General features: G+C 24.9%; 31 protein-coding genes. 21 read left to right on the top strand and 10 right to left on the bottom strand.

Translation table 11 applies throughout. The annotated features are described in order from the left end of the window. Positions 1 to 415 precede the first annotated feature (415 nt). The 7 genes from rpmH to rsmG all read left to right on the top strand — a co-directional run bounded on the left by rpmH (position 416) and on the right by rsmG (position 5,938). Positions 416 to 550 (top strand): 50S ribosomal protein L34, encoded by a 135-nt coding sequence (rpmH, locus tag RATSFB_RS07145; RefSeq protein WP_014095363.1) that lies wholly within the window; start codon positions 416 to 418, stop codon positions 548 to 550. Between the two features lie 84 nt (positions 551 to 634). After that, positions 635 to 973, top strand: a complete 339-nt coding sequence (rnpA, locus tag RATSFB_RS07140) for a ribonuclease P protein component (protein ID WP_014095362.1) — start codon at positions 635 to 637, stop codon at positions 971 to 973. Further along, the gene (gene yidD / locus RATSFB_RS07135) at positions 970 to 1,185 is read left to right on the top strand and encodes a membrane protein insertion efficiency factor YidD (protein ID WP_014095361.1); all 216 of its coding nucleotides are present in this window, start codon (positions 970 to 972) and stop codon (positions 1,183 to 1,185) included. The genes rnpA and yidD overlap by 4 nt, the downstream gene beginning before the upstream one ends. A 65-nt stretch (positions 1,186 to 1,250) precedes the next feature. Next, entirely contained in the window at positions 1,251 to 1,940 is a 690-nt protein-coding gene (yidC, locus tag RATSFB_RS07130) for a membrane protein insertase YidC (protein WP_014095360.1), read from the top strand. A 48-nt stretch (positions 1,941 to 1,988) separates the two neighbouring features. Next, positions 1,989 to 3,353 carry a tRNA uridine-5-carboxymethylaminomethyl(34) synthesis GTPase MnmE gene (gene mnmE / locus RATSFB_RS07125; RefSeq protein ID WP_014095359.1) on the top strand — a complete coding sequence of 455 codons (1,365 nt, stop codon included), beginning with the start codon at positions 1,989 to 1,991 and terminating at the stop codon, positions 3,351 to 3,353. A gap of 7 nt (positions 3,354 to 3,360) precedes the next feature. Continuing rightward, positions 3,361 to 5,235 carry a tRNA uridine-5-carboxymethylaminomethyl(34) synthesis enzyme MnmG gene (gene mnmG, locus RATSFB_RS07120; RefSeq protein ID WP_014095358.1) on the top strand — a complete coding sequence of 625 codons (1,875 nt, stop codon included), beginning with the start codon at positions 3,361 to 3,363 and terminating at the stop codon, positions 5,233 to 5,235. 1 nt (position 5,236) lies between these two features. After that, positions 5,237 to 5,938, top strand: a complete 702-nt coding sequence (gene rsmG, locus RATSFB_RS07115) for a 16S rRNA (guanine(527)-N(7))-methyltransferase RsmG (protein WP_014095357.1) — start codon at positions 5,237 to 5,239, stop codon at positions 5,936 to 5,938. A gap of 30 nt (positions 5,939 to 5,968) precedes the next feature. On the opposite strand, the gene RATSFB_RS07110 is transcribed toward rsmG, so the two are convergent. Continuing rightward, entirely contained in the window at positions 5,969 to 6,670 is a 702-nt protein-coding gene (locus RATSFB_RS07110) for an N-acetylmuramoyl-L-alanine amidase (protein WP_014095356.1), read from the bottom strand. Positions 6,671 to 6,782: 112 nt separating this feature from the next. On the opposite strand from RATSFB_RS07110, the gene RATSFB_RS07105 reads away from it, so the two are divergent. Continuing rightward, positions 6,783 to 7,250, top strand: a complete 468-nt coding sequence (locus RATSFB_RS07105) for a hypothetical protein (RefSeq protein ID WP_014095355.1) — start codon at positions 6,783 to 6,785, stop codon at positions 7,248 to 7,250. Here the strand turns inward: RATSFB_RS07105 and RATSFB_RS07100 are convergent. The 3 genes from RATSFB_RS07100 to RATSFB_RS07090 are packed head-to-tail and all read right to left on the bottom strand — an operon-like array spanning position 7,193 to position 10,010. Beyond that, a complete protein-coding gene (locus RATSFB_RS07100) occupies positions 7,193 to 8,047 on the bottom strand; it encodes a ParB/RepB/Spo0J family partition protein (protein ID WP_014095354.1) in 855 nt (284 codons plus the stop codon). The genes RATSFB_RS07105 and RATSFB_RS07100 overlap by 58 nt on opposite strands. Beyond that, positions 8,044 to 8,820, bottom strand: coding sequence for a ParA family protein (locus RATSFB_RS07095; RefSeq protein ID WP_014095353.1), 777 nt, complete (start codon positions 8,818 to 8,820; stop codon positions 8,044 to 8,046). Before RATSFB_RS07095 ends, RATSFB_RS07100 begins: the two co-directional genes overlap by 4 nt. Positions 8,821 to 8,831: 11 nt before the next feature. Then, positions 8,832 to 10,010, bottom strand: coding sequence for an aminotransferase class V-fold PLP-dependent enzyme (locus tag RATSFB_RS07090; RefSeq protein ID WP_014095352.1), 1,179 nt, complete (start codon positions 10,008 to 10,010; stop codon positions 8,832 to 8,834). 63 nt (positions 10,011 to 10,073) lie between these two features. Here RATSFB_RS07090 and RATSFB_RS07085 point away from each other — a divergent pair, with 63 nt between their 5' ends. The 4 genes from RATSFB_RS07085 to rpsR all read left to right on the top strand — a co-directional run bounded on the left by RATSFB_RS07085 (position 10,074) and on the right by rpsR (position 11,428). Beyond that, positions 10,074 to 10,307, top strand: coding sequence for a DUF3343 domain-containing protein (locus RATSFB_RS07085; protein WP_014095351.1), 234 nt, complete (start codon positions 10,074 to 10,076; stop codon positions 10,305 to 10,307). A 93-nt stretch (positions 10,308 to 10,400) separates the two neighbouring features. Continuing rightward, positions 10,401 to 10,685 (top strand): 30S ribosomal protein S6, encoded by a 285-nt coding sequence (gene rpsF / locus RATSFB_RS07080; RefSeq protein ID WP_014095350.1) that lies wholly within the window; start codon positions 10,401 to 10,403, stop codon positions 10,683 to 10,685. A gap of 9 nt (positions 10,686 to 10,694) precedes the next feature. After that, a complete protein-coding gene (locus RATSFB_RS07075; protein ID WP_014095349.1) occupies positions 10,695 to 11,126 on the top strand; it encodes a single-stranded DNA-binding protein in 432 nt (143 codons plus the stop codon). A 44-nt stretch (positions 11,127 to 11,170) separates the two neighbouring features. After that, a complete protein-coding gene (gene rpsR, locus RATSFB_RS07070; protein WP_044035680.1) occupies positions 11,171 to 11,428 on the top strand; it encodes a 30S ribosomal protein S18 in 258 nt (85 codons plus the stop codon). Positions 11,429 to 11,445: 17 nt separating this feature from the next. Here the strand turns inward: rpsR and RATSFB_RS07065 are convergent, their stop codons facing one another. Further along, entirely contained in the window at positions 11,446 to 12,426 is a 981-nt protein-coding gene (locus RATSFB_RS07065) for an ATP-binding protein (protein ID WP_014095347.1), read from the bottom strand. Further along, complete coding sequence (locus tag RATSFB_RS07060; protein ID WP_014095346.1) at positions 12,419 to 13,411, bottom strand: DnaD domain protein; 993 nt, start codon at positions 13,409 to 13,411, stop codon at positions 12,419 to 12,421. Before RATSFB_RS07060 ends, RATSFB_RS07065 begins: the two co-directional genes overlap by 8 nt. A 137-nt stretch (positions 13,412 to 13,548) precedes the next feature. Between RATSFB_RS07060 and RATSFB_RS07055 the strand changes: the two genes are divergently transcribed. Beyond that, positions 13,549 to 14,733 (top strand): M23 family metallopeptidase, encoded by a 1,185-nt coding sequence (locus RATSFB_RS07055; RefSeq protein ID WP_044035679.1) that lies wholly within the window; start codon positions 13,549 to 13,551, stop codon positions 14,731 to 14,733. Positions 14,734 to 14,750: 17 nt separating this feature from the next. Here the strand turns inward: RATSFB_RS07055 and RATSFB_RS07050 are convergent, their stop codons facing one another. After that, on the bottom strand, positions 14,751 to 15,944 hold the full coding sequence (locus tag RATSFB_RS07050; RefSeq protein ID WP_014095344.1) for a S8 family serine peptidase: 1,194 nt from the start codon (positions 15,942 to 15,944) through the stop codon (positions 14,751 to 14,753). A 68-nt stretch (positions 15,945 to 16,012) separates the two neighbouring features. After that, positions 16,013 to 16,513, bottom strand: a complete 501-nt coding sequence (locus tag RATSFB_RS07045) for a hypothetical protein (RefSeq protein ID WP_014095343.1) — start codon at positions 16,511 to 16,513, stop codon at positions 16,013 to 16,015. 131 nt (positions 16,514 to 16,644) lie between these two features. On the opposite strand from RATSFB_RS07045, the gene RATSFB_RS07285 reads away from it, so the two are divergent. From RATSFB_RS07285 to RATSFB_RS07020, 7 genes are all read left to right on the top strand, one after another. Beyond that, complete coding sequence (locus RATSFB_RS07285) at positions 16,645 to 16,803, top strand: DUF1540 domain-containing protein (protein ID WP_014095342.1); 159 nt, start codon at positions 16,645 to 16,647, stop codon at positions 16,801 to 16,803. Positions 16,804 to 17,066: 263 nt separating this feature from the next. Then, the gene (locus RATSFB_RS07040) at positions 17,067 to 18,353 is read left to right on the top strand and encodes a UDP-N-acetylglucosamine 1-carboxyvinyltransferase (RefSeq protein ID WP_014095341.1); all 1,287 of its coding nucleotides are present in this window, start codon (positions 17,067 to 17,069) and stop codon (positions 18,351 to 18,353) included. A 16-nt stretch (positions 18,354 to 18,369) separates the two neighbouring features. Continuing rightward, positions 18,370 to 19,149 carry an MBL fold metallo-hydrolase gene (locus tag RATSFB_RS07035; RefSeq protein WP_014095340.1) on the top strand — a complete coding sequence of 260 codons (780 nt, stop codon included), beginning with the start codon at positions 18,370 to 18,372 and terminating at the stop codon, positions 19,147 to 19,149. A 5-nt stretch (positions 19,150 to 19,154) separates the two neighbouring features. After that, on the top strand, positions 19,155 to 19,313 hold the full coding sequence (locus RATSFB_RS07205) for a CxxH/CxxC protein (protein ID WP_070097097.1): 159 nt from the start codon (positions 19,155 to 19,157) through the stop codon (positions 19,311 to 19,313). A gap of 23 nt (positions 19,314 to 19,336) precedes the next feature. Further along, complete coding sequence (locus RATSFB_RS07030) at positions 19,337 to 19,834, top strand: SEC-C metal-binding domain-containing protein (RefSeq protein WP_014095339.1); 498 nt, start codon at positions 19,337 to 19,339, stop codon at positions 19,832 to 19,834. Further along, positions 19,819 to 20,208, top strand: coding sequence for a 23S rRNA (pseudouridine(1915)-N(3))-methyltransferase RlmH (locus tag RATSFB_RS07025; protein ID WP_014095338.1), 390 nt, complete (start codon positions 19,819 to 19,821; stop codon positions 20,206 to 20,208). The genes RATSFB_RS07030 and RATSFB_RS07025 overlap by 16 nt, the downstream gene beginning before the upstream one ends. Then, complete coding sequence (locus RATSFB_RS07020; protein ID WP_014095337.1) at positions 20,205 to 20,597, top strand: 23S rRNA (pseudouridine(1915)-N(3))-methyltransferase RlmH; 393 nt, start codon at positions 20,205 to 20,207, stop codon at positions 20,595 to 20,597. The genes RATSFB_RS07025 and RATSFB_RS07020 overlap by 4 nt, the downstream gene beginning before the upstream one ends. Before the next feature lie 53 nt (positions 20,598 to 20,650). Here RATSFB_RS07020 and dnaB read toward each other — a convergent pair whose 3' ends face one another. Further along, entirely contained in the window at positions 20,651 to 21,970 is a 1,320-nt protein-coding gene (dnaB, locus tag RATSFB_RS07015) for a replicative DNA helicase (RefSeq protein WP_014095336.1), read from the bottom strand. Between the two features lie 147 nt (positions 21,971 to 22,117). On the opposite strand from dnaB, the gene RATSFB_RS07010 reads away from it, so the two are divergent. After that, positions 22,118 to 22,660, top strand: a complete 543-nt coding sequence (locus tag RATSFB_RS07010; protein ID WP_014095335.1) for a helix-turn-helix domain-containing protein — start codon at positions 22,118 to 22,120, stop codon at positions 22,658 to 22,660. Between the two features lie 3 nt (positions 22,661 to 22,663). On the opposite strand, the gene lonC is transcribed toward RATSFB_RS07010, so the two are convergent. Then, positions 22,664 to 24,580, bottom strand: a complete 1,917-nt coding sequence (gene lonC / locus RATSFB_RS07005) for a Lon family ATP-dependent protease (RefSeq protein WP_014095334.1) — start codon at positions 24,578 to 24,580, stop codon at positions 22,664 to 22,666. Between the last annotated feature and the right edge of the window lie 44 nt (positions 24,581 to 24,624).

The following is a 24,624-nucleotide window of genomic DNA, read 5'->3' as shown; positions in this document are numbered from 1 at the left end:
ACTTACTACCTCCAATAAATAAAAAACTTTAAAATAATATCTAGAAATTAACAAATAAACAACAATAAATAAACAATAATGTATATGGAATATAAATAAAAAATAAAAAATGTTAAAAATTTTAAAAATGCAATATAAATTAATTTATACACAAACAAACATATTAATACAAAGCAGTAAAAATCAAATAATTTCAAATAATAAACATAAATATTAACATAGAATTGATATGTTAATAAAAATGTTGAAAACAAAACAAGTTATCAACAATAAGAATAATAATAACATAATAACATCTAATCATTCAATTAATATTTATTTATATTAGGAAAAAATAATAATTGACATAATTTAAAATTAGATATATAATCTACTAAAATAAAATTTAGAAATTTAATTAAAATGGGGTGGTTACATGTTTATGACGTATCAACCAAAAAAGAGACAGCGTAAAAAGGAGCATGGTTTTAGAAAAAGAATGAAAAATGCTTCTGGAAGAGCTATTATAAAAAGAAGAAGATTAAAGGGTAGAAAAAGATTAACTTATTAGTAGGATTAATAAAATATTAAAGAGGCACATTTTTAAAATATAAAAGTGCCTCTTTAATATTTTAGAGGGGATTGTATTTAGATTATGAAGGTTTATAAGATAAAGAAAAATTTTGATTTTAGAATTGTATATAATAGAGGAAAATCATATTCTAGTAAATTATTTATATTATATATATACAAAAATAAGAAAAATTTAGAAATTAATAGGTTGGGTATAAGTATAAGTAAAAAAGTAGGAAAAAGTGTTCTTAGAAATAAGATAAGAAGATATGTTTATGAAATATATAGATTAAATTTATATAAACTTAAAACTGGATATGATATTGTATTTATTGTAAGAGTTGCAGCTAAAGATAAGAATTATTCAGAAGTAGAAAAAAGTATTAATAAATTGTTTAACAAGAGCTTAATGTTATTATGAAACGTGAAAAGATTAGTGTAAAAATAATAAAAATTTATCAAAAATATATATCATCAAATACAATTCCTAGATGTAAGTTTTATCCAACATGCTCAAACTATGCTATCTTAGCCTATAAAAAGTATAATACTATTAAGGCTACTTTTTTAGTGATTATAAGAATTTGTAAATGTAATCCATTATCTAAAGGGGGATATGATCCATTAAAATAAAAATGTACTTTTTATATTTTTTATATTAAAATTGTATTAGTAATAGTTTTAAGGGGGATTAATAGTTGTTTGATAGTATAATTAATTTGTTAATTAAGGGATTTGAAGGATTACATAATATAGTTTTTAGTATTATTCCAAATGTTAATTTATCATATGGATTGACAATTATATTAGCTATATTAATTATTAAGATAATTACCTTACCTTTACATATAAAGCAAATAAAAACAACAAAAATTTTACAAAAAATACAGCCAGAGCTTCAAAAGATACAAGCTAAATATAAGTCAGATCCACAAAAACAACAACAACAAATATTGCAACTATATAAGGATTATCAAATAAATCCATTATCTGGATGTTTACCTACATTCATACAGTTACCGATACTTTTATTATTTTTTCAATTATTTTTAAGATTACCAGGTTTACAGGAAAATACGATTTCATTTTTATGGATACCTAATTTAGCAGCAAAAGATCCGTATTTTATATTGCCGATATTGGCAGTTGTAACTGGTTTTTTACAAGGTAAATTAAGTATACCTGCATCTTCATCGGAAGATAATAAAGCTCAAGCTCAACAAAGTAGAGTTATGAACATTGTATTATCAGTTATGCTTGGAGTATTTACAATATCTGTTTCTTCGGCAGTAGGAATATATTATGTCTTTTCTAATATAGTTTCAATTATAATAAGTATGATAATAAATAATGTATTTAAAAATGATACGGAATTATCAAAAAATTAGTTGTAGGGGTTGTTTATAGGACAACTCTTTTTTTATTGGAGGTTAAATATGAGTACAATTGTTGGTTTATCAACAGCACTTTCTAAAAGTGCTGTAAACATAATAAGGATTTCTGGAGATAAAAGTCTTGAAATAGCAAAAAAAATTTTCCATAGCAAAGACGATTTGACTCCAAATGGAATTAAATATGGATTTATAAAGTATGATGGAGAAATTTATGATGAAGTGTTAGTAAGTTTTATGAAGGCTCCAAAAAGTTTTACAGGAGAAGATGTTATAGAAATTAATTGTCATGGTGGAAAACTTATAACAACAAAAATATTTGATTTAGTTGTTAGTCTTGGAGCTAGAGTTTCTGACGTTGGAGAATTTACAAAAAGAGCATTTATTAATGGGAAAATAGATTTGACAAAGGCAGAATCAATAATAGATTTAATTAACTCTAGATCAGATATGGAACTTAAATGTGCTATTAATCAAAAAATGGGTAAATTGTATAATAAATTGCTTATAGTAAAAGAGCATATTTTAAATATAATTTCAAAAATAGAAGTTATTATTGATTTTGAGAATGAGGTTGAGGAAGTTCACTCTCAGGATATAAAAAAAGATTTAGAAGAGGTTATAAATATTTTAGATGATATTTTAAAATATAAAGATCAAGGAATATTAATTAAAGATGGTATTTCAACTTGTATTGTTGGCAAACCAAATGTTGGAAAATCATCACTTTTAAATTATTTTTGTAAATTTGATAGAGCAATTGTTACAGATATACCTGGAACTACTAGAGATATAATAGAAGAAGTTGTTAATTTTAGAGGAATTGTATTAAATTTATTTGACACAGCAGGAATTAGAAAAAGCAATGATATAGTAGAGTCTATAGGAATTAATATGACTAAAGAAAAGATAGAAGAGAGTACACTTATATTATTTTTATTAGATGGAACAACAGAACTTAGTGATGAGGATTTTAAAATATATGAACTTATAAAAGATAAAAAATTTATTGTTATAATAAACAAATGTGAAATTGATAATTTATTTAATGCAGAAGATGTTTGTAAAAAATTTAATATATTATCACGAGATAATGTAATTACTCTATCAGTTAAAGAGAATATTGGGTTTGAAGATTTAGAAAAATCTATTAAAGATAAATTTATATTAAATGACTTAGATTCTATGGAAGATTCAATAATATTAACCAATTTACGTCATGTGGAAGCTCTAGCTAATACAAGAATGCTTTTACATAATTCACTGAATTTATTAAATGATTCTATTCCACTTGATATTATATCTATTGATATCAGAAAAGCCTTAAGTTTTATAATGAGTATAACAGGTGAGGATGTAACAGAATCAATTATAGATAATATATTTTCAAAATTTTGTATTGGAAAGTAGGTAATTTATGAGTTGTTTAAGAGGAGAATTTTCTGTAATAGTTATAGGTGGTGGACACGCAGGAATTGAAGCAGCCCTTGCTTCTTCAAGAATTGGTATTAAAACTTTATTAATAACATTAAATTTAGATTCAATTGGTTTTATGCCATGTAATCCTAGTATAGGTGGAACTGCAAAAGGACATTTGGTAAAGGAAATAGATGCATTAGGTGGACAAATGGGATTAACTGCAGATAAATGTGTAATTCAAGCAAGAATGCTTAATATGTCAAAGGGACCTGCAGTTCATTCTTTAAGATTTCAAGTAGATAAGTTAAAATATCAAAAGCATATGAAAAACGTATTAGAAAATCAGGAAAATCTATCTATAATTCAAGGAGAAGTTAAAGATATACATATAGAAAAAAATGAAATAAAAGGAGTTATACTCACAACAGATTCCTATTTTAAATGTAAATCTATAGTAATTTGCACAGGAGTATATTTAAATTCAAAAGTTATAATTGGGGATAATATATTTGACTCGGGACCTAATGGTTTATCAAATTCAAAACTTTTAACAAATAAATTAATTGATTTAGGAATGAAAATTAGAAGATTTAAAACAGGGACACCAGCTAGGGTTAACAAAAAAAGTATTGATTTTTCAAAAGTTGAAATTCAATCAGGTGATAAGAATATAATACCATTTTCATTTTTAAACAAGTACATAAATGTAAAACAAGTGGATTGTTATTTAACTTACACTAATGATGAAACACATAAAATAATAAAAAATAATATAGATAAATCCCCTATTTATAATGGAACAATAACAGGTATTGGTCCAAGATATTGCCCCTCTATTGAAGATAAGATAATGAGATTTGGGGATAAAAATAGGCATCAAATTTTTATAGAACCAGAGGGATTAAATACAAATGAAATGTATCTTCAAGGAATGTCTTCATCATTACCAGAAAATATACAAATTAAAATGATAAGAACTATAAAAGGATGCGAGAATATCGAGATAATGAGAACGGGATATGCTATAGAATATGATGTTTTAGATACTCAAGAATTTAAACACACACTTGAACTTAAAAGTATTAGAGGATTATTTTCAGCAGGTCAAATTAATGGTACATCTGGATATGAGGAAGCAGCAGCACAAGGTATAATAGCTGGTATTAATGCCGCATTATATATTAAAAATAAATCACAATTTATATTAGATAGAAGTGATGGATATATTGGGGTTTTAATTGATGATCTTATAAATAAAGGAACAAATGAACCTTATAGAATGATGACATCTAGGGCTGAATATAGGCTTTTATTAAGACAAGATAACGCTGATGCAAGGTTAACACATAAAGGTTATGAAATTGGATTAGTAGACGAAGAAAGATATTCTATATTTAATCATAAATTAAAAAGTTTAAACGAGGAATTAAACAGAATAAAAAATTTACGAATAAATAACTCCACGGAAATCAATGAAATATTAGAATCAATGAACTCAAAATCACTGAGAAAACCGACAACTTTATACGAATTAATTAAAAGAACTGAACTAGATTATGATATGTTATATAAGCTGGATAAAAATAGACCTAAAATAGATAAGGATGTAATTGAACAAATTAATATAATGATAAAATATGATGGATATATAAAAAAACAAGAGGATGAAGTTAAGAATTTTAAAAAAATGGAAAATAAATTAATTCCATCGGATTTGAATTATACAGATATTAAAGGATTAAGACGAGAAGCAATTCAAAAATTAAAGGCAATAAAACCAATTAGTATAGGTCAAGCAATGAGGATATCCGGAGTATCTCCTGCAGATATATCAGTTTTAATATTATATATTGAGCTTATGAGGAGGAGATGAAATGGAATATTTTGATACTATGAAAAAATTTTGTGAGAAATTAAAAATTGATTTTACAGTTGAAATGTATGAAAAATTTAATATATATATGGAAACTTTAATAGAATACAACAAAAAATTTAATTTAACAGCCATAAATGATAGAGATAAGATTATATCAAGACATTTTTTGGATTCTATATTAATATTGAATTACAAAATTAAGCATAATACTAAATTATGTGATGTTGGAAGTGGTGCAGGATTTCCAGGAATACCTATAAAAATAATAAGAGATGACCTTAGTGTAGATTTGATAGAGTCAACCACAAAAAAAGTGATTTTTTTATATAAAATAATAAGAGTATTAGATTTAAAAAATATAAAAGCAATAGATAGTAGAGTTGAAGATTTATCACGAGATAAAGATTTTAGAGAGAAATATGATTATGTTTTATCAAGAGCAATGGCAAGATTAAATAAATTATTAGAATTATCATTTCCATTAGTAAAAATAAATGGTAAATATATAGCTCTAAAAGGATTAAAAGCAAAGGAAGAATTAGAAGAAGCAACAAAAGCTATTAAAATATTAGGTGGGAATAGTGAAAAAATAATAAATATACCAGAATTTAATAGTAATTTAATAGTAATAAATAAATTATTTAAAACACCTGATTTTTATCCAAGAGAATATAGAATAGTAGACAAAAAAAGTTTATAGTGAAGGCTCATAGAGCCTTCACTATAATTTTTATATATAGATAGATTTAATCTCTGAAAATTCTTGACTACTCATTAAAGAATTAACAAAATCTTCTACTGTTGATTTTTTAGATTTTATTTTATTATACCAAAACTTTTTACCTTCACTATCAGGGTGCCTATATAAAAACACTATATAAACATTATCGATAAAATTATTTATATTATCTGAGATAATTATTGTATTATAATCAGAAATCAAATTATTATAGCAACTATTTAGATCTGACTTAAATTCATACCATAAAACCCAGTTATTTTTACTCATTATATTTGGACAAATTTTTCTACTTGCGTCATAGTGTCTTACGACATTTTTTAGGGGTATATCATATTTATCCATAAGATAGGCTGTTAGTTCAATTGTTTTATCTAATGTTATACTAAAATCACCATCAACATTGATACACATTTCAATTCCAATACTATTTTCGTTTGTTATACCATACTTACCTTTCCCATCTCCACAATGCCATGATTTATCTGAATCTTTAATAATTCTTAATATTTGAGTATCATCCACGAAGTAATGAGCAGATGATTGCTTATCTCCAGAATTAAAAAATGAAAAATGAGCATTTGCATCAGCACCTTTAGAAGTATTTCCTGTATCATGTATAACAATATATTCTATTTTAGTTCCTTGTCTTGAAGAAAAATTATACTTAACTAAATTTTCATTTATTTTCATAAGAGTATCTCCAAATATTACTACACCAATAAGGTTATGTTAAATATTAAGAAATATGATTTAAAATAATAGAATAATTAAAATTATATTAGATAAAATATTAATTAAGGAGATGATAAAATTGACAAAATACATTAAAATATTTTTTATAAATTTAATAATAATTACGATAATATACAATGTTAATACATATAGCGTAACAAAATTATTAAATCAAGAGAAGAAATTTTTAAGGTTAAGTGAAAAATATGATACAGAATTAAATAAAAAATGGATAGAAATTTTAGATGAAAAGGAGAAAATAATAAAGCAAATCAAAAAAAATAATCAATATGATAAGTATAAAGAATATACAAATAATTTTAAAAATAGTAAGTTATTCAGAAATAAAACTAAATATATAAGACAATTAAATCAGAGCGTCAAAGAAAATAATGACAAAAAAATAAAAAGATACTTAACGTTGTTGTTAAATATCTTTTTAGATGAAAATGAAAACATAAAAGAGTATTTTGATATAAATCACATATCTTTAGAGTATATTAAATCTAATATTCTATTCAAATCTTCTGTTGAGTAATATTCTATTTGAATATTACCTTTATTTTTTTTTGTATTTATTGATACCTTTGTCCCAAAATAGTTTTCTAAATTTAATTTTAAATTATTTATATAGATATCATTTTTAGAACAAACCTTATCTTTGTTTTTATCTTTACTCTTTGAAAATAAAGATTGAATTATTCTTTCAGTCTCCCTTACACTTAAATCCTCATCTATTATTTTATTAGATATTTCTAATTGAAGATACTCATCTTTTATACCAGCTAAAACCTTACCATGTCCTTCTGTTATATCATAATTTAATATGTAATCTTGAACAATAGAAGATAAATTTAATAATCGCAACTTATTTGTAATAGCAGTTCTTGATATTGATAATCTATCAGATAAACGTTCTTGAGTAATATTAAAGTTATCTATAAGATTCTTAAATGCCCTAGCTTCTTCTATTGGATTCAAATCATCTCTTTGTATGTTTTCAATTAAAGATAACTCAAGTATTTCGCTAGTTGATTTTTCAACAATTATACAAGGAAGTTTTTTGAGATTTATCATTTTAGCAGCTCTGTACCTGCGTTCGCCAGCGATTATTAAATATTTATTATCAAATTCGCTAACGATTAATGGTTGAATTATGCCGTGTATTTTAATAGATTCGCTCAACTCATTTAAAGTAGAATCATTAAAATGTTTACGAGGTTGATTAATATTTGCACAGATTAAATCAATATCTATAAAAATATAATTAATATTACTATTATCATAATTTGGTATCAGAGAATTTAAACCCTTACCAAGAACATTTTTTTTCATAAACCACTCCTCCTTTGTCTGCAAATAAATTCTTTAGCTAAATTTTTATAAGAAATAGCCCCTTTACATTTTTCATCATATAACATAATCGGAAGACCGTAACTAGGAGACTCAGCAAGCTTAATATTTCTAGGTATTATAGTAGAGTACACTTTATCCTCAAAAAAATTATTAACCTCAGAAACAACCTCATTACTAAGATTTGCACGTGAATCAAACATATTTAAAATTACACCTTCTATGTATAATTTTTTATTAAGAGATTGATTAACAAGACTTATAGTATTTATCAATTGACTTAACCCCTCTAAAGCATAGAATTCACACTGTATAGGAATTATAAGACTATCACTAGCAACAAGAGAATTTAAACTTAAAAAACCTAAAGAAGGAGGGCAATCAATAAAAACAAAATCAAAAAAACCATTTAGTTTAGAAAATGAATCTTTAAGCAAAAACTCTCTATTCTTCATATTAGCAAGTTCAACCTCTGCAGCAGCAAGATTTATACTCGAAGGAACAATGTATAAATTTTTAATTATATCGCTCTCAATTATCAATGAATTTAGATCTTTATCAGAAACAAATAAGTCATATATAGAAGAGTTGAGATTATTCTTATCTATACCTAAACCACTAGAAGCATTACCTTGGGGATCCATATCAACAACCAAAATTTTAAAACCCTCCAAAGCAAGATAACTAGCTAAATTTATGTTTGTAGTTGTCTTACCAACACCACCTTTTTGATTAAATACACATATTTTTTTCATAATACCACCTTCTATGTTCCACGTGAAACATTGCAAATTTTATTCAGAGATGAAATTAAATAATTTATATCAACAACACTATTGAAGATCGATGGACTTATACGAATGCAACCGGATGGATACGTACCAATAATCTTATGTGTGTAAGGAGAGCAATGCAATCCAGACCTAACACAAATACCATAGTGTTTATTTAACATGTGCGATGCTATATCTGGAGATAAATTCTTAAAATTAATACATATATTAGAATTTTGATTATCTAAAAAAACGTCATTAAGAACAATTATATCATCGATATTACATATTTTATCATATATACTTTTAAGAACATCCTTTTTTTTGGAATATATAAAATCTAAACCATAATTTATTATAAACTTAATACCGCTCATTAAAGAACATACTCCAATCATATTATGAGTACCGACTTCAAAATAATCAGGCATATCTGAATTTGATAATAATGATGAAGATAAACTTCCGGTACCACCCAGAAAATAATTGTCACATAAATTTAAAAGCTCATCAGATATAACAAAACCTCCTATACCAGAAGTTGAAAATAAGTTTTTGTGGCCTGTAAAAATCAAAGCAGAAAAATAAATTTTACTTAAATTTATATCTAAAAGACCTATGCTTTGAGCTACATCTAAAATTAAAAAAATTTTATAATTTTTACAAATATTAGATAGTCTGTTTAAATCCTGGATATTACCTAAAACGTTAGACATGTGGGATATTATTACAAATTTCGTTTCAGGTTTTATTTTAGAGCATAGATCATCAAAATCTATAAAATTATTTTTAGTACAATTTATAAAATCCAAATCTATTATTTTTTTATTTTTTAAATTAATTAATGGTCTTAATGTAGAATTATGATCCAAATTTGAAACTAAAAAATGTGGCTTATCATAAAAAAATTTTGAGTTCATAATACTTTGAAGCAATATATTAAATGCATAAGTTGCATTATACGAAAAAACTATATTCTCAGGAGAGGTGTAATGCAGAAAATCACATAATAACTCTCGGCATTCAAAAAGAATTTTACTAGATTTTATTGATGAGTCATAACACCCCCTATTTGGACTAGCTCCAATATTTGAAGTAAAATTATTTATAGAATCAATTACAATTTTTGGTTTCGGAAAACTTGTTGAAGAATTATCGAAATACAAATTCATAAATTATCACCCAATTATAATATAACAAAAATAATATAGTAAGTTAAAGGAGTTAATAAAAAAATGGAATACATATTAATTTTTTCTAATACACATAGAGCTTTAAAATGTGAAGAGATTTTAACTCAAATGTCAATAAAATTAAATATAGTTCCTGTACCTACACATATAACTAATAGTTGCGGTATTGGAATTGGTATATACAGAAAGGATTTTGAAAATTCAATTAAAATTCTTGAAGAAAAAAATATATTAATTAAATATATATATGACAATATAAACAAAAAGAAATTATAAATAGTTTGATTATAAACTTTTAAAATGATATAATATCTATGTTTCCCTGCTACATAAAATTATGTAGCCTTAAGTCCGGAGGGAGGTGAGAATATGAAGAAATATGAAACTGTTTTTATACTTAATGCAGATAGTACTGAGGAGAGAATAGCTAGCGTTATAGATAAGGTTACTCATATTATAGAGAGCTACAATGGGAATATAGAAAATATTGATCATTGGGGAAAGAAAAGGTTAGCTTATGAAATAAACAGGAAGAATGAAGGATATTTTGTTTTAATAAACTTTGTAAGCAATGAAGAATTACCAAAAGAATTAGATAGAAACTTAAAAATAATGGATGATATTATAAGACATATAATAGTCAACAGAAGATAGAGGTTATTCATGAATAAAGTAATATTGATAGGAAGGTTGACTAAAGACCCAGAGTTAAGGTTTACACCTAATGGTACGGCAGTATCAACGGTTACTTTAGCTATTGATAGAAAAGTAACCTCAAAAGAACAACCCAAAACAACAGATTTTATACAAGTTGTAATTTGGGGGAAGCAAGCAGAAGCTACTGCTAATTACATAAATAAGGGATGTAAATTTGCTGTTTCTGGAAGGATTCAGACTAGAACATATGCCGATAAAGATAATAATAAAAGGTATATAACAGAAGTTGTAGCAGATGAAGTTTCATTTATAGATTGGGGGAATAAATCTTCTAATAGTAATACGCAAAACAACAGTGATTTTGGAAATTCTATTGATTATGGAGATATTCCTATGAGTGATGAAATGACATTGATTGATGAGGATGTACCGTTTTAAAAATTGGAGGTGAGATAGTGAATAATAACAACTCAACATCTAACGTGAACAATAAACAGCAAGAAGTTAAAAAGAATGGTTTTAGACTGAGAAAAACCAGAAAAAAAGTATGCTCTTTTTGTGTTGAAAAGTCTAATTTTATAGATTATAAAGATGTTAATAAATTAAGGAAATTTATTACAGAAAGAGGTAAGATTTTACCAAGAAGAATATCAGGTGCTTGTGCTAAACATCAAAGAGAAGTTACAAGAGCTATAAAACTTGCTAGAAATATAGTTCTACTTCCTTTTACAACAGATTAAGAGGTAGGGTTTTACCCCTACCTCTTAATCTGTTTTTGTTGAATTCTTATATCTTCGTGCACAAAGAAATTATAAACTTTGAAATTTCCTATAATACGGGAAAATATTCTATCAGAGTATGTTTGTTGTAAGTCTCTTAGAGTAAAATTTGTAGAAATAATCATTTTTTTATTTAAAAACAATTTTTTGTTAATAAAGTTAAAAAAGATTGAGGGATATAATTTGTTTTGATTTTCTGTACCAAGGTCATCAATTATAAGGAGATCACATTGTATTAAAAACGAATCATTAATACTTTCATTAAATCTATTAACGATTTTATTGTTAGAATAATTAAATAATTCTGTAAATAAATCTTCTGAAGTTTTATATAAAACTGAATAACCACTATCCAATAAATCTTTAGCTATACAGTGAGTCATAAATGTTTTACCGCTACCACATTCACCGTTAAATAATAAGTTTAATTTGTTTGTTTTAAATGTTTTTATATAGGTTAAAATATTAGCATATATGTTTTTGATATTTGTGCTTGGCGATATTGTGCTATTTTTAATGATATCATCAGAATAAAAAGAGAAATTGAAATTTTCAAAATTATTGTTAATTATAGATAACTTTAATTCTGATTCTTTTAAATATAGTTTAGTTAAATTTGAAATTAAACAAGAACATTTTTGTGTAAGTATATACCCTGTATCATTACATAAAGAGCATGTATATATAGTATCCAAGTAATTTTCAGGTAAATTTAAATCATTTAGTATATTTTTAATTTTTGATCTAATTTCATTTATTTTTAATTTCAATTGATTGGAGTTATTTGAATTAGGTGATTTCATTAACTGAAATGATAAAATTTTTATATTATTTTTTAGGGTTAAAATTTCTGGATTAGTAGTACATATATTTTTTAATCTGATATTTTGCTTTTTTGAGTTGTTATATCTTATCTCTTGATATAACTTATCTAATTTTTCACCATATCCTTTAATCATCTGTATTATTTTCCTCATATGTATTTTGTGTTAATATTTTTTCAAGTTTATCATAATCATAACTTCTTTGCGGGAAATTTGAAAATGAATTTTTATTGATAGATTTATTTGAAGAAGTTTTAGATATTAAATTTTTATTTGATTCATACTTATTAAAATCTTCAATAGAAAACACATTTGAATTTTTGAAATTATTTAGTATTCCATCAATATAATTGAGGTCATTTTTAGATAATTTCGAACAACATATATCACACGCTTTATAGATTAGCTCTAAAGGCATATTATAGGTTATAAGCCATTTGTTAAATAATTCCTCATGTGATTTACTAACTTCCGTATCAGGCAATCCCATGTAAGTTAATATTTTTTTTATGTTATAAAATTGTTTTTCTCTTTTTTCTGTGTATATCATAGCTTGCTCGAGAGTGTTAATATTTAAATCAGACCATGTGATTGCAACTTTTTCAATGTACCTAAAGTCCTTTTTGTTTTTATTTACGCAATAACTTATTAAATATAAAATTAACTCATATGAAAAGTTGTAATTTTTAGTCCAGTTTATATATGTTTCCATTTCTTTTTGTGATAATGGCCTTCCTATAGTTGATTCAATTTCTTTAAAAAAATCTATAAGGTTATTGTCAGTTATCTGATTTATTAAATTCAATGATGACGGGTAATTATTTAAATCTGAAAATTGAGTAAACTCTATATTAGAAACCTTATTGTCTATAGTTGATATTTTTATTAATCCCAAATTATCCCAATAATTGAGAGCGTTTTTAACATCTGATTCCAATAAATTAAGTGTTTTAGCAATAAAAGAGGTGTCAAAACCCATTTCTCCAGAAGATGCATACTTAAGAATAAGTATATAGATTTTTACATATTCTCCACGTGTGTTTGGTAGGAAATTATCAATAAAATTATTATCAATTAAAGTATAGTTTATAAAAGGAGAATTTAATTTATATAAACTCATTTGATTTTGCCTTTCTAAAATAAATTTTGAACTAAATTATAACATTTTTTTTATGATGTAAGAATAAAAAAAGGAATATTTTATAATAAATGTATAAATAATACTCAAAAAGAGATATAGGGGATGACATGAAATTTATGCAAAATTTTAAATGCAAAATAAATGTTGGGTTCATAATTTTGAGTATTAACATTATTCTTGCAATATCAATATTTTTTTTGGTATATGGTAAAACTTTAGGATATGTAATTTTAATTAATGGGAATAAGATTGGATTAACTAAAGATAAAAAAATATTTACTGAATATTATAAAGAAAAATTACACAATAATAATATAGAATTAGATAAAATTGTAAAAACAGATTCTTTAGGTTTTAAAGTAAGATTAGCTAAGAAAGGAGATTTTTTATCTCCTGAAGAAATTAGTAAAATTTTAGATGAAGCTTTAGGAGTTTATGTAAAAGGGTATAATTTATTAGTTGGGGATAAAATAATCGCTAATATTGAAAATAAAGATGTATTTGATAATGTGAAAAAGAAATTGTTTAATTACTACATAAATAAGAATAATTTGAAAGATATTCCCATTAATTGGATTAAGATTAAAGAAAAAATTGATTTTAAGGAGGTTGTTTTAAATATTAAGGATATTATGAGTGAAGATCAATTGTATGAGTTTATATTGAGTAATAATCAGGAAAATAATATTTTAGCTACCGTCGAAATAGTAGCTAGTAAAACTTTTTTGGAAAACACTAAAAATAATAAAGTTCAGATAGTAAAAATTTGTGATCAGCATAATGACGAAGAAAAAATGTATGAAAATGGATTTGATCGTGAAGTTGTAAAAGAAATCACTTATAATAATAATAAGTACATAGGGATGAGAAAAGTATCTACTAAAATCTTGAAACCTTCTTTAAATGATGTTCAAGGGAATGAATTATTTTATTTAAATAATCCTTCAAAAGGTAATATTATAACTTCTCCTTTTGGACTAAGATGGGGTGGAGAAAAACATCATGGAATTGATATTGCGGGGAATATAGGGGATCCTATATTTGCAGCAGAATCTGGTTTTGCAAATTTAGTATCATACAATAATGTATATGGAAATTATATTAAATTGAATCATGGTAAGGGAATTGAAACATTATATGGACACTGCGATGTTATGTTTATAAAAGAAGGTGAATACGTGAAAAAAGGTCAATTGATAGGTGAAATAGGTAATACCGGAAGAAGCACAGGTCCACACTTACATTTTGAAGTTAGGGTAAATGGTAAAGCAGATAATCCTCTTAATTATGTAGCATATTAACCAATAGAGATGTGAAATCATTCTAATAATTTGGTTATATCGATTATACCTAGTCCCTGTACTGAATTATCTAAATTATTTATTTTATTACAGCTTATTTTAAATAAAGAAATGATGTCTATTGTATTTATCGATATGTTTTTTTGCTTAAGTAATGCTATTAAAGAAGATACATAAGCACAAGAACAGGAACTTCCAAAGTATTCTATCGATGAATTTTTAAGTTTAGTTGGATATATATACTGATTGTTTTTTTCAGGGATGTATTTAACATCTATATTTTGTACTTTTATATTTTCGTAAATTGATATCACATTAGGTTTTATGAAAGTATTTATATAAATACCTTTTGATGAGTCTTTAAAATTATTACCCCCAACAACAATACAATTATTAAGTAAAGATAATCCTTTTAATGAAGAATAATTGGTTGAGTTATTTCCTATAGGAAGTAATACAATAATATTGGATTTAGATATTTTGTTTATCAAGGCTTGAAATATATTTAATAAAAAATTATTAAATTCATAAAGCTCAAATGGAAGATACAATATTTGAATATTGTATTTTGAGGAAATTTCAAGTATTAAATCAATAGCCTTAAAAATTAATGAGCAATAGGACTTATTGTATTTATCAAAAGCTTTTATCATACAAAAATTGCACTCTGAAGAATTTTTAAGTATTTTGTTTTTATACGTGAAGTTTCCACCTATTATATTACACATAGCTGTGCCGTGACCGTTATCATCATAAGGATACGAGAAGTCATTTACAATATCTTTGAAGAACAGTATTCTATTTTTAGATTTTGTAAAAGTGTCTAATGGATAAATTCCTGAATCTATCATGGCTATAGTTATATTTTTACCAGTTAATGTATTATTGTTTGCTGATGTTTTATAACTTGATTTTTCAGTTTCTGGAAATAGTTTATTTCCACATAAAAAAACTTCAGAATCAAATGAAATATATTTAACTTGAGGAGAGTTTACAAGGGTATATAAGAATTTATGTGGTACTGTACAACACACTAAATTTAGGTCTGGTATATGATGTGTAAAAATACATCCTTGATTATTTTGAATTTTTTTTATTAGAGATGATGAGTTATGTTTCAATTCTAATATTATTCTATATGAAGTAAGTTTATTTAGGTTAAATGCGTATAGAAGATTTGGATGAAGCCTTTTTTTAATATTATTAATCATGAAAGAATCACCTTAAAATTAATTATATAATTTTTAGTTTATTATATTAATTAATTAAGGTGATTCTTTTATATATTTTTTAAACTTATAGAGTCTAGTAGAGTTGATTTTTTGTTGTTATATTTAAATATATTTATTGATGATACTTTTATATATGGCGGAAAAAATAAATCAGCTATATTTACATTAAGTTTATCAATATTTATATATTTTATGTATAAATGATCCCATTTATTTATTTTATTATATTTGATACTATTTATTAAAAAGTATTCTTCGAATAATCGTTGTATTGATGATATAAAACCCAGAGGTTCTATTAACAGATAAACTACTTTATTTTGTAATTTGATATTAGATATATTAATTCTAAAAGTTTGTAAGTTTTGAATTTTTTTTATTAATTGAGGATCAAATTTAATACAATCATTACAATTAAAACTAAGTAAGGGTGTATATAATGAATTTTTATTTTTCACACAATTATACTTTTGATGAAATTGATTTTTGAAATATTTTAAATCCTTTATAGAATTATCTGTAAAACCACATTTAATAATGTATTTCATAATTAATAGCAGGTATATTAACCTAAAATCCCCCTCTAAATGTAATAATAGGATTATAACACAATATAGAATAAAAAAATAATAAGAAATTAATAATAAAATAGTGATTTTGTTTAAAGGTAGAGGTAAAGATGTTGAAAAATAATAATATATTATGTAACGTAGTAGAATGCAAATTTAATGATAAAAATCAGTATTGCACTTTAGAGCAAATAAAGATAACTAAACATGAAGCTATAGCAAAAAATGTAGAGTCAACAGATTGTGCAAGTTTTCAGTCTATGAAATAATTGCAAAGCACTCATATACCAAAATTATTTTAAGGTATATAGAGTGCTTTTTATTTTTTGAATGTTAGGCGTGAATAAAATTATTTAAATTAAGGAATAATATTAACTAAAATTTAGAAAATACTATGTTTATTGTTAAGAATATTGACAAAAAACACCGATAAAAGTTAGAATATTTAAGAGCGACTTTAAAAAAGTTTAATAAGGATTGTTAATTAGATATTTTTATTATATTTAAACTCAATTTAAAGTAGGGAGAATGGATGGAAAAGATTATAATAAATGGATCTAATCCACTTTATGGAAGTATAGAAATTAGTGGTGCGAAAAATGCAGCTGTTGCTGTTATACCAGCTACAGTTATGTGCAGTGAGGGTATATGTATAATAGATAATATACCCGATATAGAGGATGTTAATAAACTAGTGAGAATTTTAAAAACATTAGGATCTAGTGTAAGAAAGGTAAATAATACCTTAATAATAGATAATTCAAATTTGAAAAATTATCGAGCTGATAGTGATGATGTACATAATATGAGAGCTTCTTATTATTTGATAGGAGCATTGTTAGCAAGATTTAAAAAGACAATTGTGGATCTTCCAGGAGGATGTAGTATAGGTGATCGACCTATAGATCAGCATATAAAAGGTTTGGAAAAACTTGGTGTTAATATTAGAATTGAACATGGTTCAGTAATTGCTGAAACGGATAAATTAGTTGGCAACAATATATTTTTTGATGTAGTAAGTGTGGGGGCAACTATAAATGTAATGTTAGCGGCATGCTTTGCTGATGGAGTTACTGTGCTTGAAAATGTTGCAAAGGAACCACATGTTGTAGACGTAGCAAATTTTCTTAATTTGATGGGTGCTAATATAAAAGGTGCAGGAACAGATATTATAAAAATAACTGGAGTCAAAAGACTTTTAGGGTGTAATTACTCGATAATACCAGATCAAATAGAAGCATCTACATATATGATGGCAACGGCAGCTTGTACGGGAGAGGTATTAATTAAAAATGTAATACCAAAGCATTTAGAGTCTATAACAGCAAAACTAATAGAAATGGGTGTAACTATTTTTGAATATGATGATAGTATTTTAGTAAAAAGTACGGAACGTTTAAAAGGTGTAAATATTAAAACTGCACCGTATCCAGGATTTCCCACTGATGTACAGCAAATAATAGGTGTTCTTATGAGTATTTCTGAAGGAACAAGTATTATAAGTGAAAGTATATTTGAAAATAGATTTAAGTATTTTGATGAACTAAAAAAAATGGGAGTAAATGTTAAGATTGAAGGAAGAGCTGCTATTATAAACGGAGTAGATAAGCTTACAGGATGTAAACTTAAAGCTACAGATTTAAGAGCCGGTGCTGCTATGATTATAGCAGGATTAGTTGCTAAAGGGACCACAGAGATAACTTCAATAAAGCATATAGATAGAGGGTATCCCAATATAGAGGAAAAATTTAGAAAATTAGGTGCTAATATATATAGAGAATATAAAGATGATATAAAAGAGTTTAAGAATATAATATAGTTTATTTGGGGGGAAAATGAAATTTTGTTCTATAAGTAGTGGTAGTTCTGGTAATTGTTTTTTAGTTGGTAGTGATAGAACAAATATTTTAATAGATGTAGGAGTATCTAAAAAAACATTAATAAATGCCATCAATTCAATAAATATAACTCCAAATATGATAAGTGGTGTACTAATAACTCATGAACACATAGATCATTACAAGGGAGCTAGCGTAATATGTAAAGGATTAGATATTCCGATATATTTAAATGAACGAACATTTAGGAGCATTCAAGATAAGTTAAAAGGTGTTAATAATGTAAACATAATAGATAAAATGGAATTTTCGATTGGAGATTTAGATATTAAAGCTTTTAAATTACCACATGATGCGGTAGATCCAATTGGATATAGTGTTTTATATAAAAAAAAGAAGCTGAGTGTAGTTACTGATATTGGACATATTTCAAATGATATTTTTAATAATATAAGGGATTCAGATGTTGTATTACTTGAGAGTAATTATAATGAGGAAATGCTCAGATTAAGTAATTACCCACATTTTTTAAAAGAAAGAATACTTAGTAATAATGGGCATTTATCAAATGAGGAATGTGCTTTAACAATAGTTAAGCTTGTAAGGATATCTTATAAAAGAATTATTTTAGGTCATTTAAGTATTACAAGTAATTTTCCAGAATTAGCCTATAAAACTTCAGAAAGAATCCTTATAAATCATGGAATGAAAATTGGAAAAGATTTAAAGTTAACAGTTGCACATAGAAGTTTACCTAGTAATTATATGAGGTTTTAAATGAAATGATAAATAATATGTTTTGTTCATGTGAAGAACATATAGATTATGTTATTGATGATTTTATTAATAAATATGGATTGATTCCAAATATTGAATTTAATAAGGATAATAACTATTGTAATTATTGCAATAAGTATGCAAAATATATGGTAATAGATTAATTATATTTTAAAGAGGTGTTTTTATGAATTTATATAATAAATGGACTAATATGGTTACGGAATTTGTTAAGACAAAAGGGGAAGCAGTATTTTGGAATGAGTATAAGAATGTTGAATTAAAAATTTATAAGGATATACTTGGTAATAAGAATTTTAAATTTACATCTAGTATTAGTGAATTATCTAAAAAATACGATATAAGTGAGGAATTTATAGTAGGATTTGTTGATGGTATAAGTGAGAGTTTAAATACAAATATAGATATAGAAAATATTACATTAGAAGATAAAATAGATTTTGATATTAATGTAGAAGAGTTGTATTTTAATATGTTAGATGCTAAGGCAGATTATTTATTTAATTTAAATGAGTGGAGTGAGATTTTAACTGAAGAAAAGATTAGAGAAATAACATCCAAATGGAGATCATCTAAGGTTGTAGTAAATAGTGTAAAAATTGGAAGGAATGAATTATGTACATGTGGTAGTGGTAAGAAGTATAAGAAATGTTGCGGGAAGTAAGTTTAATTTCTGTAGGTATACTAAAAGATTATTTCAAGAAAATTGAGAATAATTACAAGGGTAAGATCAATTTTATAAATATAAAGGAGAGTAATAAAAGATTAGAAAGTAATAGTATATTAAATATGATAAATAAGAATAAAAATAGCTTGTATGTATTATTTGATTTAAATGGTACAAAGAATTTGAATGAAATTAATAAGATTAAAAATATTAACAAGCATGTTTATTTTATAATTGGTGGAAGTGAAGGAGTATGTGATGAAGTAAGGAATAAATGTAATTATGTTATTAAATTAAGTGATTTTACATATCCACATCAGATATTTAAGTTGATTGCATTACAGTTTGTAGAAAAGATGTTTTTAAAGTGAAGATAAATTTATTTTTAGACAAGAGAGACTTAAAGAATTCAAATTTAATTCAAGCTATAATGGACTATTATAAAAGGATTACTAAGTTTGTTAAGATTAATGTTTATTATTCTTTGGATAATAAATTGATTGGTCGTGATGATTATAATATTAATGTAACAACAGTAGATGGCGAATATATGAATTCTATTGAATTTAGTGATATTATAAAATATAAATCTATAAATAGAGTAAAAAACATTAATATTTTTTTTGTTAAATTTAATAAATTATATCATAATATCTGTTTTGTATGTTTTAATTTGAGTAAAGATTTACTAGTTTTGATTTTATTGGAGCAGATATATAGAGCATATAAAATAATTAATAATGAGCCATATCATAAATGATTAAATATATGAATTTAAGATTATTAAAGGAGTATTCAATTTTGAATACTCCTTTAATGGTTATTATCTAGATTCTCGAATTTTGAATATTGACCTATCCAGGCGAGTTTTATAGTTCCAACTTCTCCATTTCTATGTTTTGCAATTATACATTCAGCAATATTTTTATATTCTGTGTCCTTATTATAGTACTCATCCCTATATAGAAGCATTACTATATCAGAATCTTGTTCTATAGATCCTGATTCACGCAAATCAGATAACATTGGTCTATGATCTGATCTTTGTTCTGGAGCACGTGATAATTGAGATAATGCGATTATAGGACAATTAATTTCTTTGGACAAAGCTTTTATGAAACGAGAAATTTCTGAAACTTCTTGTTGTCTACTTTCATTTCTTGAATTTCCACTCATAAGTTGTAGATAATCTATGATTATTAAATCTATATTTGTTGAGAATTTTAATTTTCGGCATTTAGATCTCATTTCTGTAATTGATATGTTAGGAGTATCGTCTATATATATTTTGGCTCTAGATATAATTTCGGTACCTTTTACTAATTGATCTAAATCAGAGTCATCTAAATTTCCAGTTTGAAGTTTTTGTATATTAATTTTTGTTATTGATGATATTAATTTATTAGTTAGTTGTTCTTTACTCATTTCAAGAGAAAATATTAGTACAGTTTTGTTTTCTTTAATTGCTACATTTTCAGCAATATTTAATGCAAAAGTAGTTTTTCCCATAGATGGTCTTGCAGCTATTAATATCATTTGAGATTTTTGTAATCCAGATAGTTTTAAATCTAAATCGTAAAATCCAGAAGATAATCCAACAAAGGATAGATTATTAATATATAGGTTTTCAATATGTTTAATTGTTCTATCTAGTATATTATTTAGGGGTTCAATATCAGATTTAGTTTCAGATATTGATAAATCAAATACACTTCTCTGTATATTTTCAATTAATAAGTTAGGATCATCTTTTTTATATATACGATCAAGTGTTTCATTAGATATTTTAATAAGTTTCCTTAAAATAGAATTATCTTTAACTATTTTAATATGTGTTTGCAAATTAGCAATTGTTGCTATTGAATTTGATATATCGGTTATGTATAAAGATCCTCCAGATTCTTCTAAGAGAGAATCTTTTTTTAAATATTCTATAAGAGAAATTAAATCTACTTGTATATCTTTTAAAAACATATTTTTTATAGTTTTGAAGATATTTTTGTGTGCATCTTTATAGAAATCATCCACATTTATAGTATCTATTATTTCATGAATAGTATTTTTATATATTATCATAGCACCTAATATGGTTTGTTCTGATTCTATATTATTCGGTGAAATTTTATTATCCATAAAATTAGTTCCTTACATAAAATATTTTATTATTATATTATAGAAGGTAATTAGTATAATTGACAAATAAAATAATGTTAAATTATAATTAGTTTACTATTTTAAACTTTAAGTTTAATATTTATTAATTTTTATATGGAGTTTGTAATGAAGATCGGGAAAAAAATAAAATTTTTAAGAATTAAAAATGGTCTTACTCAAGAGGAATTAGCAGATAGAAGTGAATTGTCTAAAGGATTTATATCTCAATTAGAGAGAGATTTGACATCTCCTTCAATAGCTACTCTTGTGGATATTTTGGAATGCTTAGGAACAAATTTAAAGGAATTTTTTAGTGAAGAATATAATGAGAAGATTTGTTTTAGTAAGAATGATTTTTTTGTAACTAATAATAATGAATTGAAACATGATATATACTGGATTGTACCTAATTCACAGAAAAACAGAATGGAGCCTATTATGGTATATTTACAAGGTGGGGGAAAAACATTTAAAGAAAATCCACATGAAGGTGAAGAATTTGGATATGTTATTTCAGGGAGTATTTATTTAAATTTAGGAAGTAGGAAGATAAGGGTAAAAAAAGGAGAGTCCTTTTATTTTTCACCAGAAACAGATCACTATATAGAAAATACATCTAAACATGTTGAGGCATGTGTCATCTGGGTAAGTACTCCTCCAAATTTTTAAACCTTAAATACTATTAATTAATGAAGTATCTTTAAATATAAATTTTATAACATCATTTATATTATTTACATAGATAATGTTAATATCATCGATATCTTTAGGAACATCATTTTTATTTTCTTTTGGTATTATTACATGATTCAAACCATTTCGTCTAGCAGCATAAATTTTTTCAAATATGCCTCCGACTTTTTTAATAGATCCTTTTATTGAGATTTCGCCTGTTATAGCTACATCTTGAATTATCGGTTTGTTTAAAATAGAGCTTAATATACATATAGTTATTGCAGATCCTGCAGATGGACCATCAATTTTTCCACCACCTATAGCATTCAAATGTATATCATAGTCACTTAAATCAATTCCAGTAAGTTTTCGTATAACGGTTGATGCATTAAACACTGAATCCTTTGCCATAGATCCTGCAGTTTCATTAAACCTAAATTTACCTTTTGAAGATTTTTTAGCCTTGAATGTTTCACATTCAAAATTTAAAATTGAACCTAAAAATCCATTAACTCCAAGTCCTTTTATTAAACCAATTTGTGGATTTTTTATTTCATCTTTATTTATAAATGGAGTAATACGGGATAATGATAAAACCTCTTTTACTATATCTTTTGTTATTATAATATCTGAATTTTTATTTTCCTTATATAGTGTATAACTATAAGCATCACTTACTATTCCAGTTGCTTTTCTCCCCTCTATACAATGTTCACTTATTAATGATGGAACACCATCCTCTAATTTTATATTTAATTTTTCAGCAGAATTTATTACAATTTTATCTATATCATTTGATGTGAGAGGTTCAAAAAATATTTCTGTACATCTAGATCTAAGAGCAGGATTTATTTCGTGAGGTTCACGGGTAGTAGCACCTATTAATATGAAATCTGCAGGAGCGCCATTATCAAATAAAAATTTTATATACTTAGGTATGTTTTCATCATCTGGATCATAATATGCTGATGAAAATTCTACTTTTTTATCTTCAAGAACCTTTAATAATTTGTTTTGCAATATTAAATCAAGTTCACCAATTTCATCTATAAATAAAATTCCACCATGTGCCTCTGTAACAAGTCCTGGTTTTGGTTCAGGTATTCCTATTTCAGCTAAATCTTTTTTACTTCCTTGATAAATTGGATCATGAACAGAACCGAGCAGAGGATTTGTAACTTCTCTTGGATCCCATCTTAATGTTGTTCCATTTACCTCTATGAATTTTGATTTTTCATTAAATGGTGTAAAATCAAATTTTTTAGCTTCTTCTAATGCAAGTCTAGCTGCAGAAGTTTTGCCAACTCCAGGTGGGCCATAAATTAAAATATGTTGAGGATATTCAGAAACAAGTTTGGAAATTAATGATTTAATTGGACGATTTTGCCCAAGTATTTCACAAAAAGATTTAGGTCTTAAAAGATGCTGTATATTTTTATTTAATTGTTTTTTGTTTAACATTTCAAGCTGAGCATACTTTTTGAGTGTTTTAGTATTTTCAGGACCTTTATTTTTTTTGATAATTTGTAGTTTGATTTCATCAATATATTTATCTTGTTTTTCATTTAATATATTTTCAACTTCATTTTCAATTTTACTTTGAATATATCTACGGCTAATTTCTTCAACTATTATATTTTTAGTAATTAAATAAATTTTTTCTAAATCGTTATCAGAAGGAACCTCAACTAATGATTTTCCATTGCTAGCAATTACATTTATACTATAGAGTTTTTCATTAACATTTTTACTTGAAATATATTTTGGTAATTTAAATTTAGAAATTCTATCATTTATAATATTTTTGTCAAATAATTTTTCAAGCATTTCATATAAAACATTGACTCTAAACTCAATGTTATTACTTTCTTCAATTAATTTCTCAATTTCATCGATTGTAACATCAGAATTCAAATTCTCTCCCCCTTAGTACTTAATAAAATATAAATCAAGTTTTA

It is taken from the genome of Candidatus Arthromitus sp. SFB-rat-Yit (assembly GCF_000283555.1).
GTDB lineage: Bacteria > Bacillota > Clostridia > Clostridiales > Clostridiaceae > Dwaynesavagella.
This window is presented reverse-complemented; position numbering and strand designations above follow the sequence as displayed.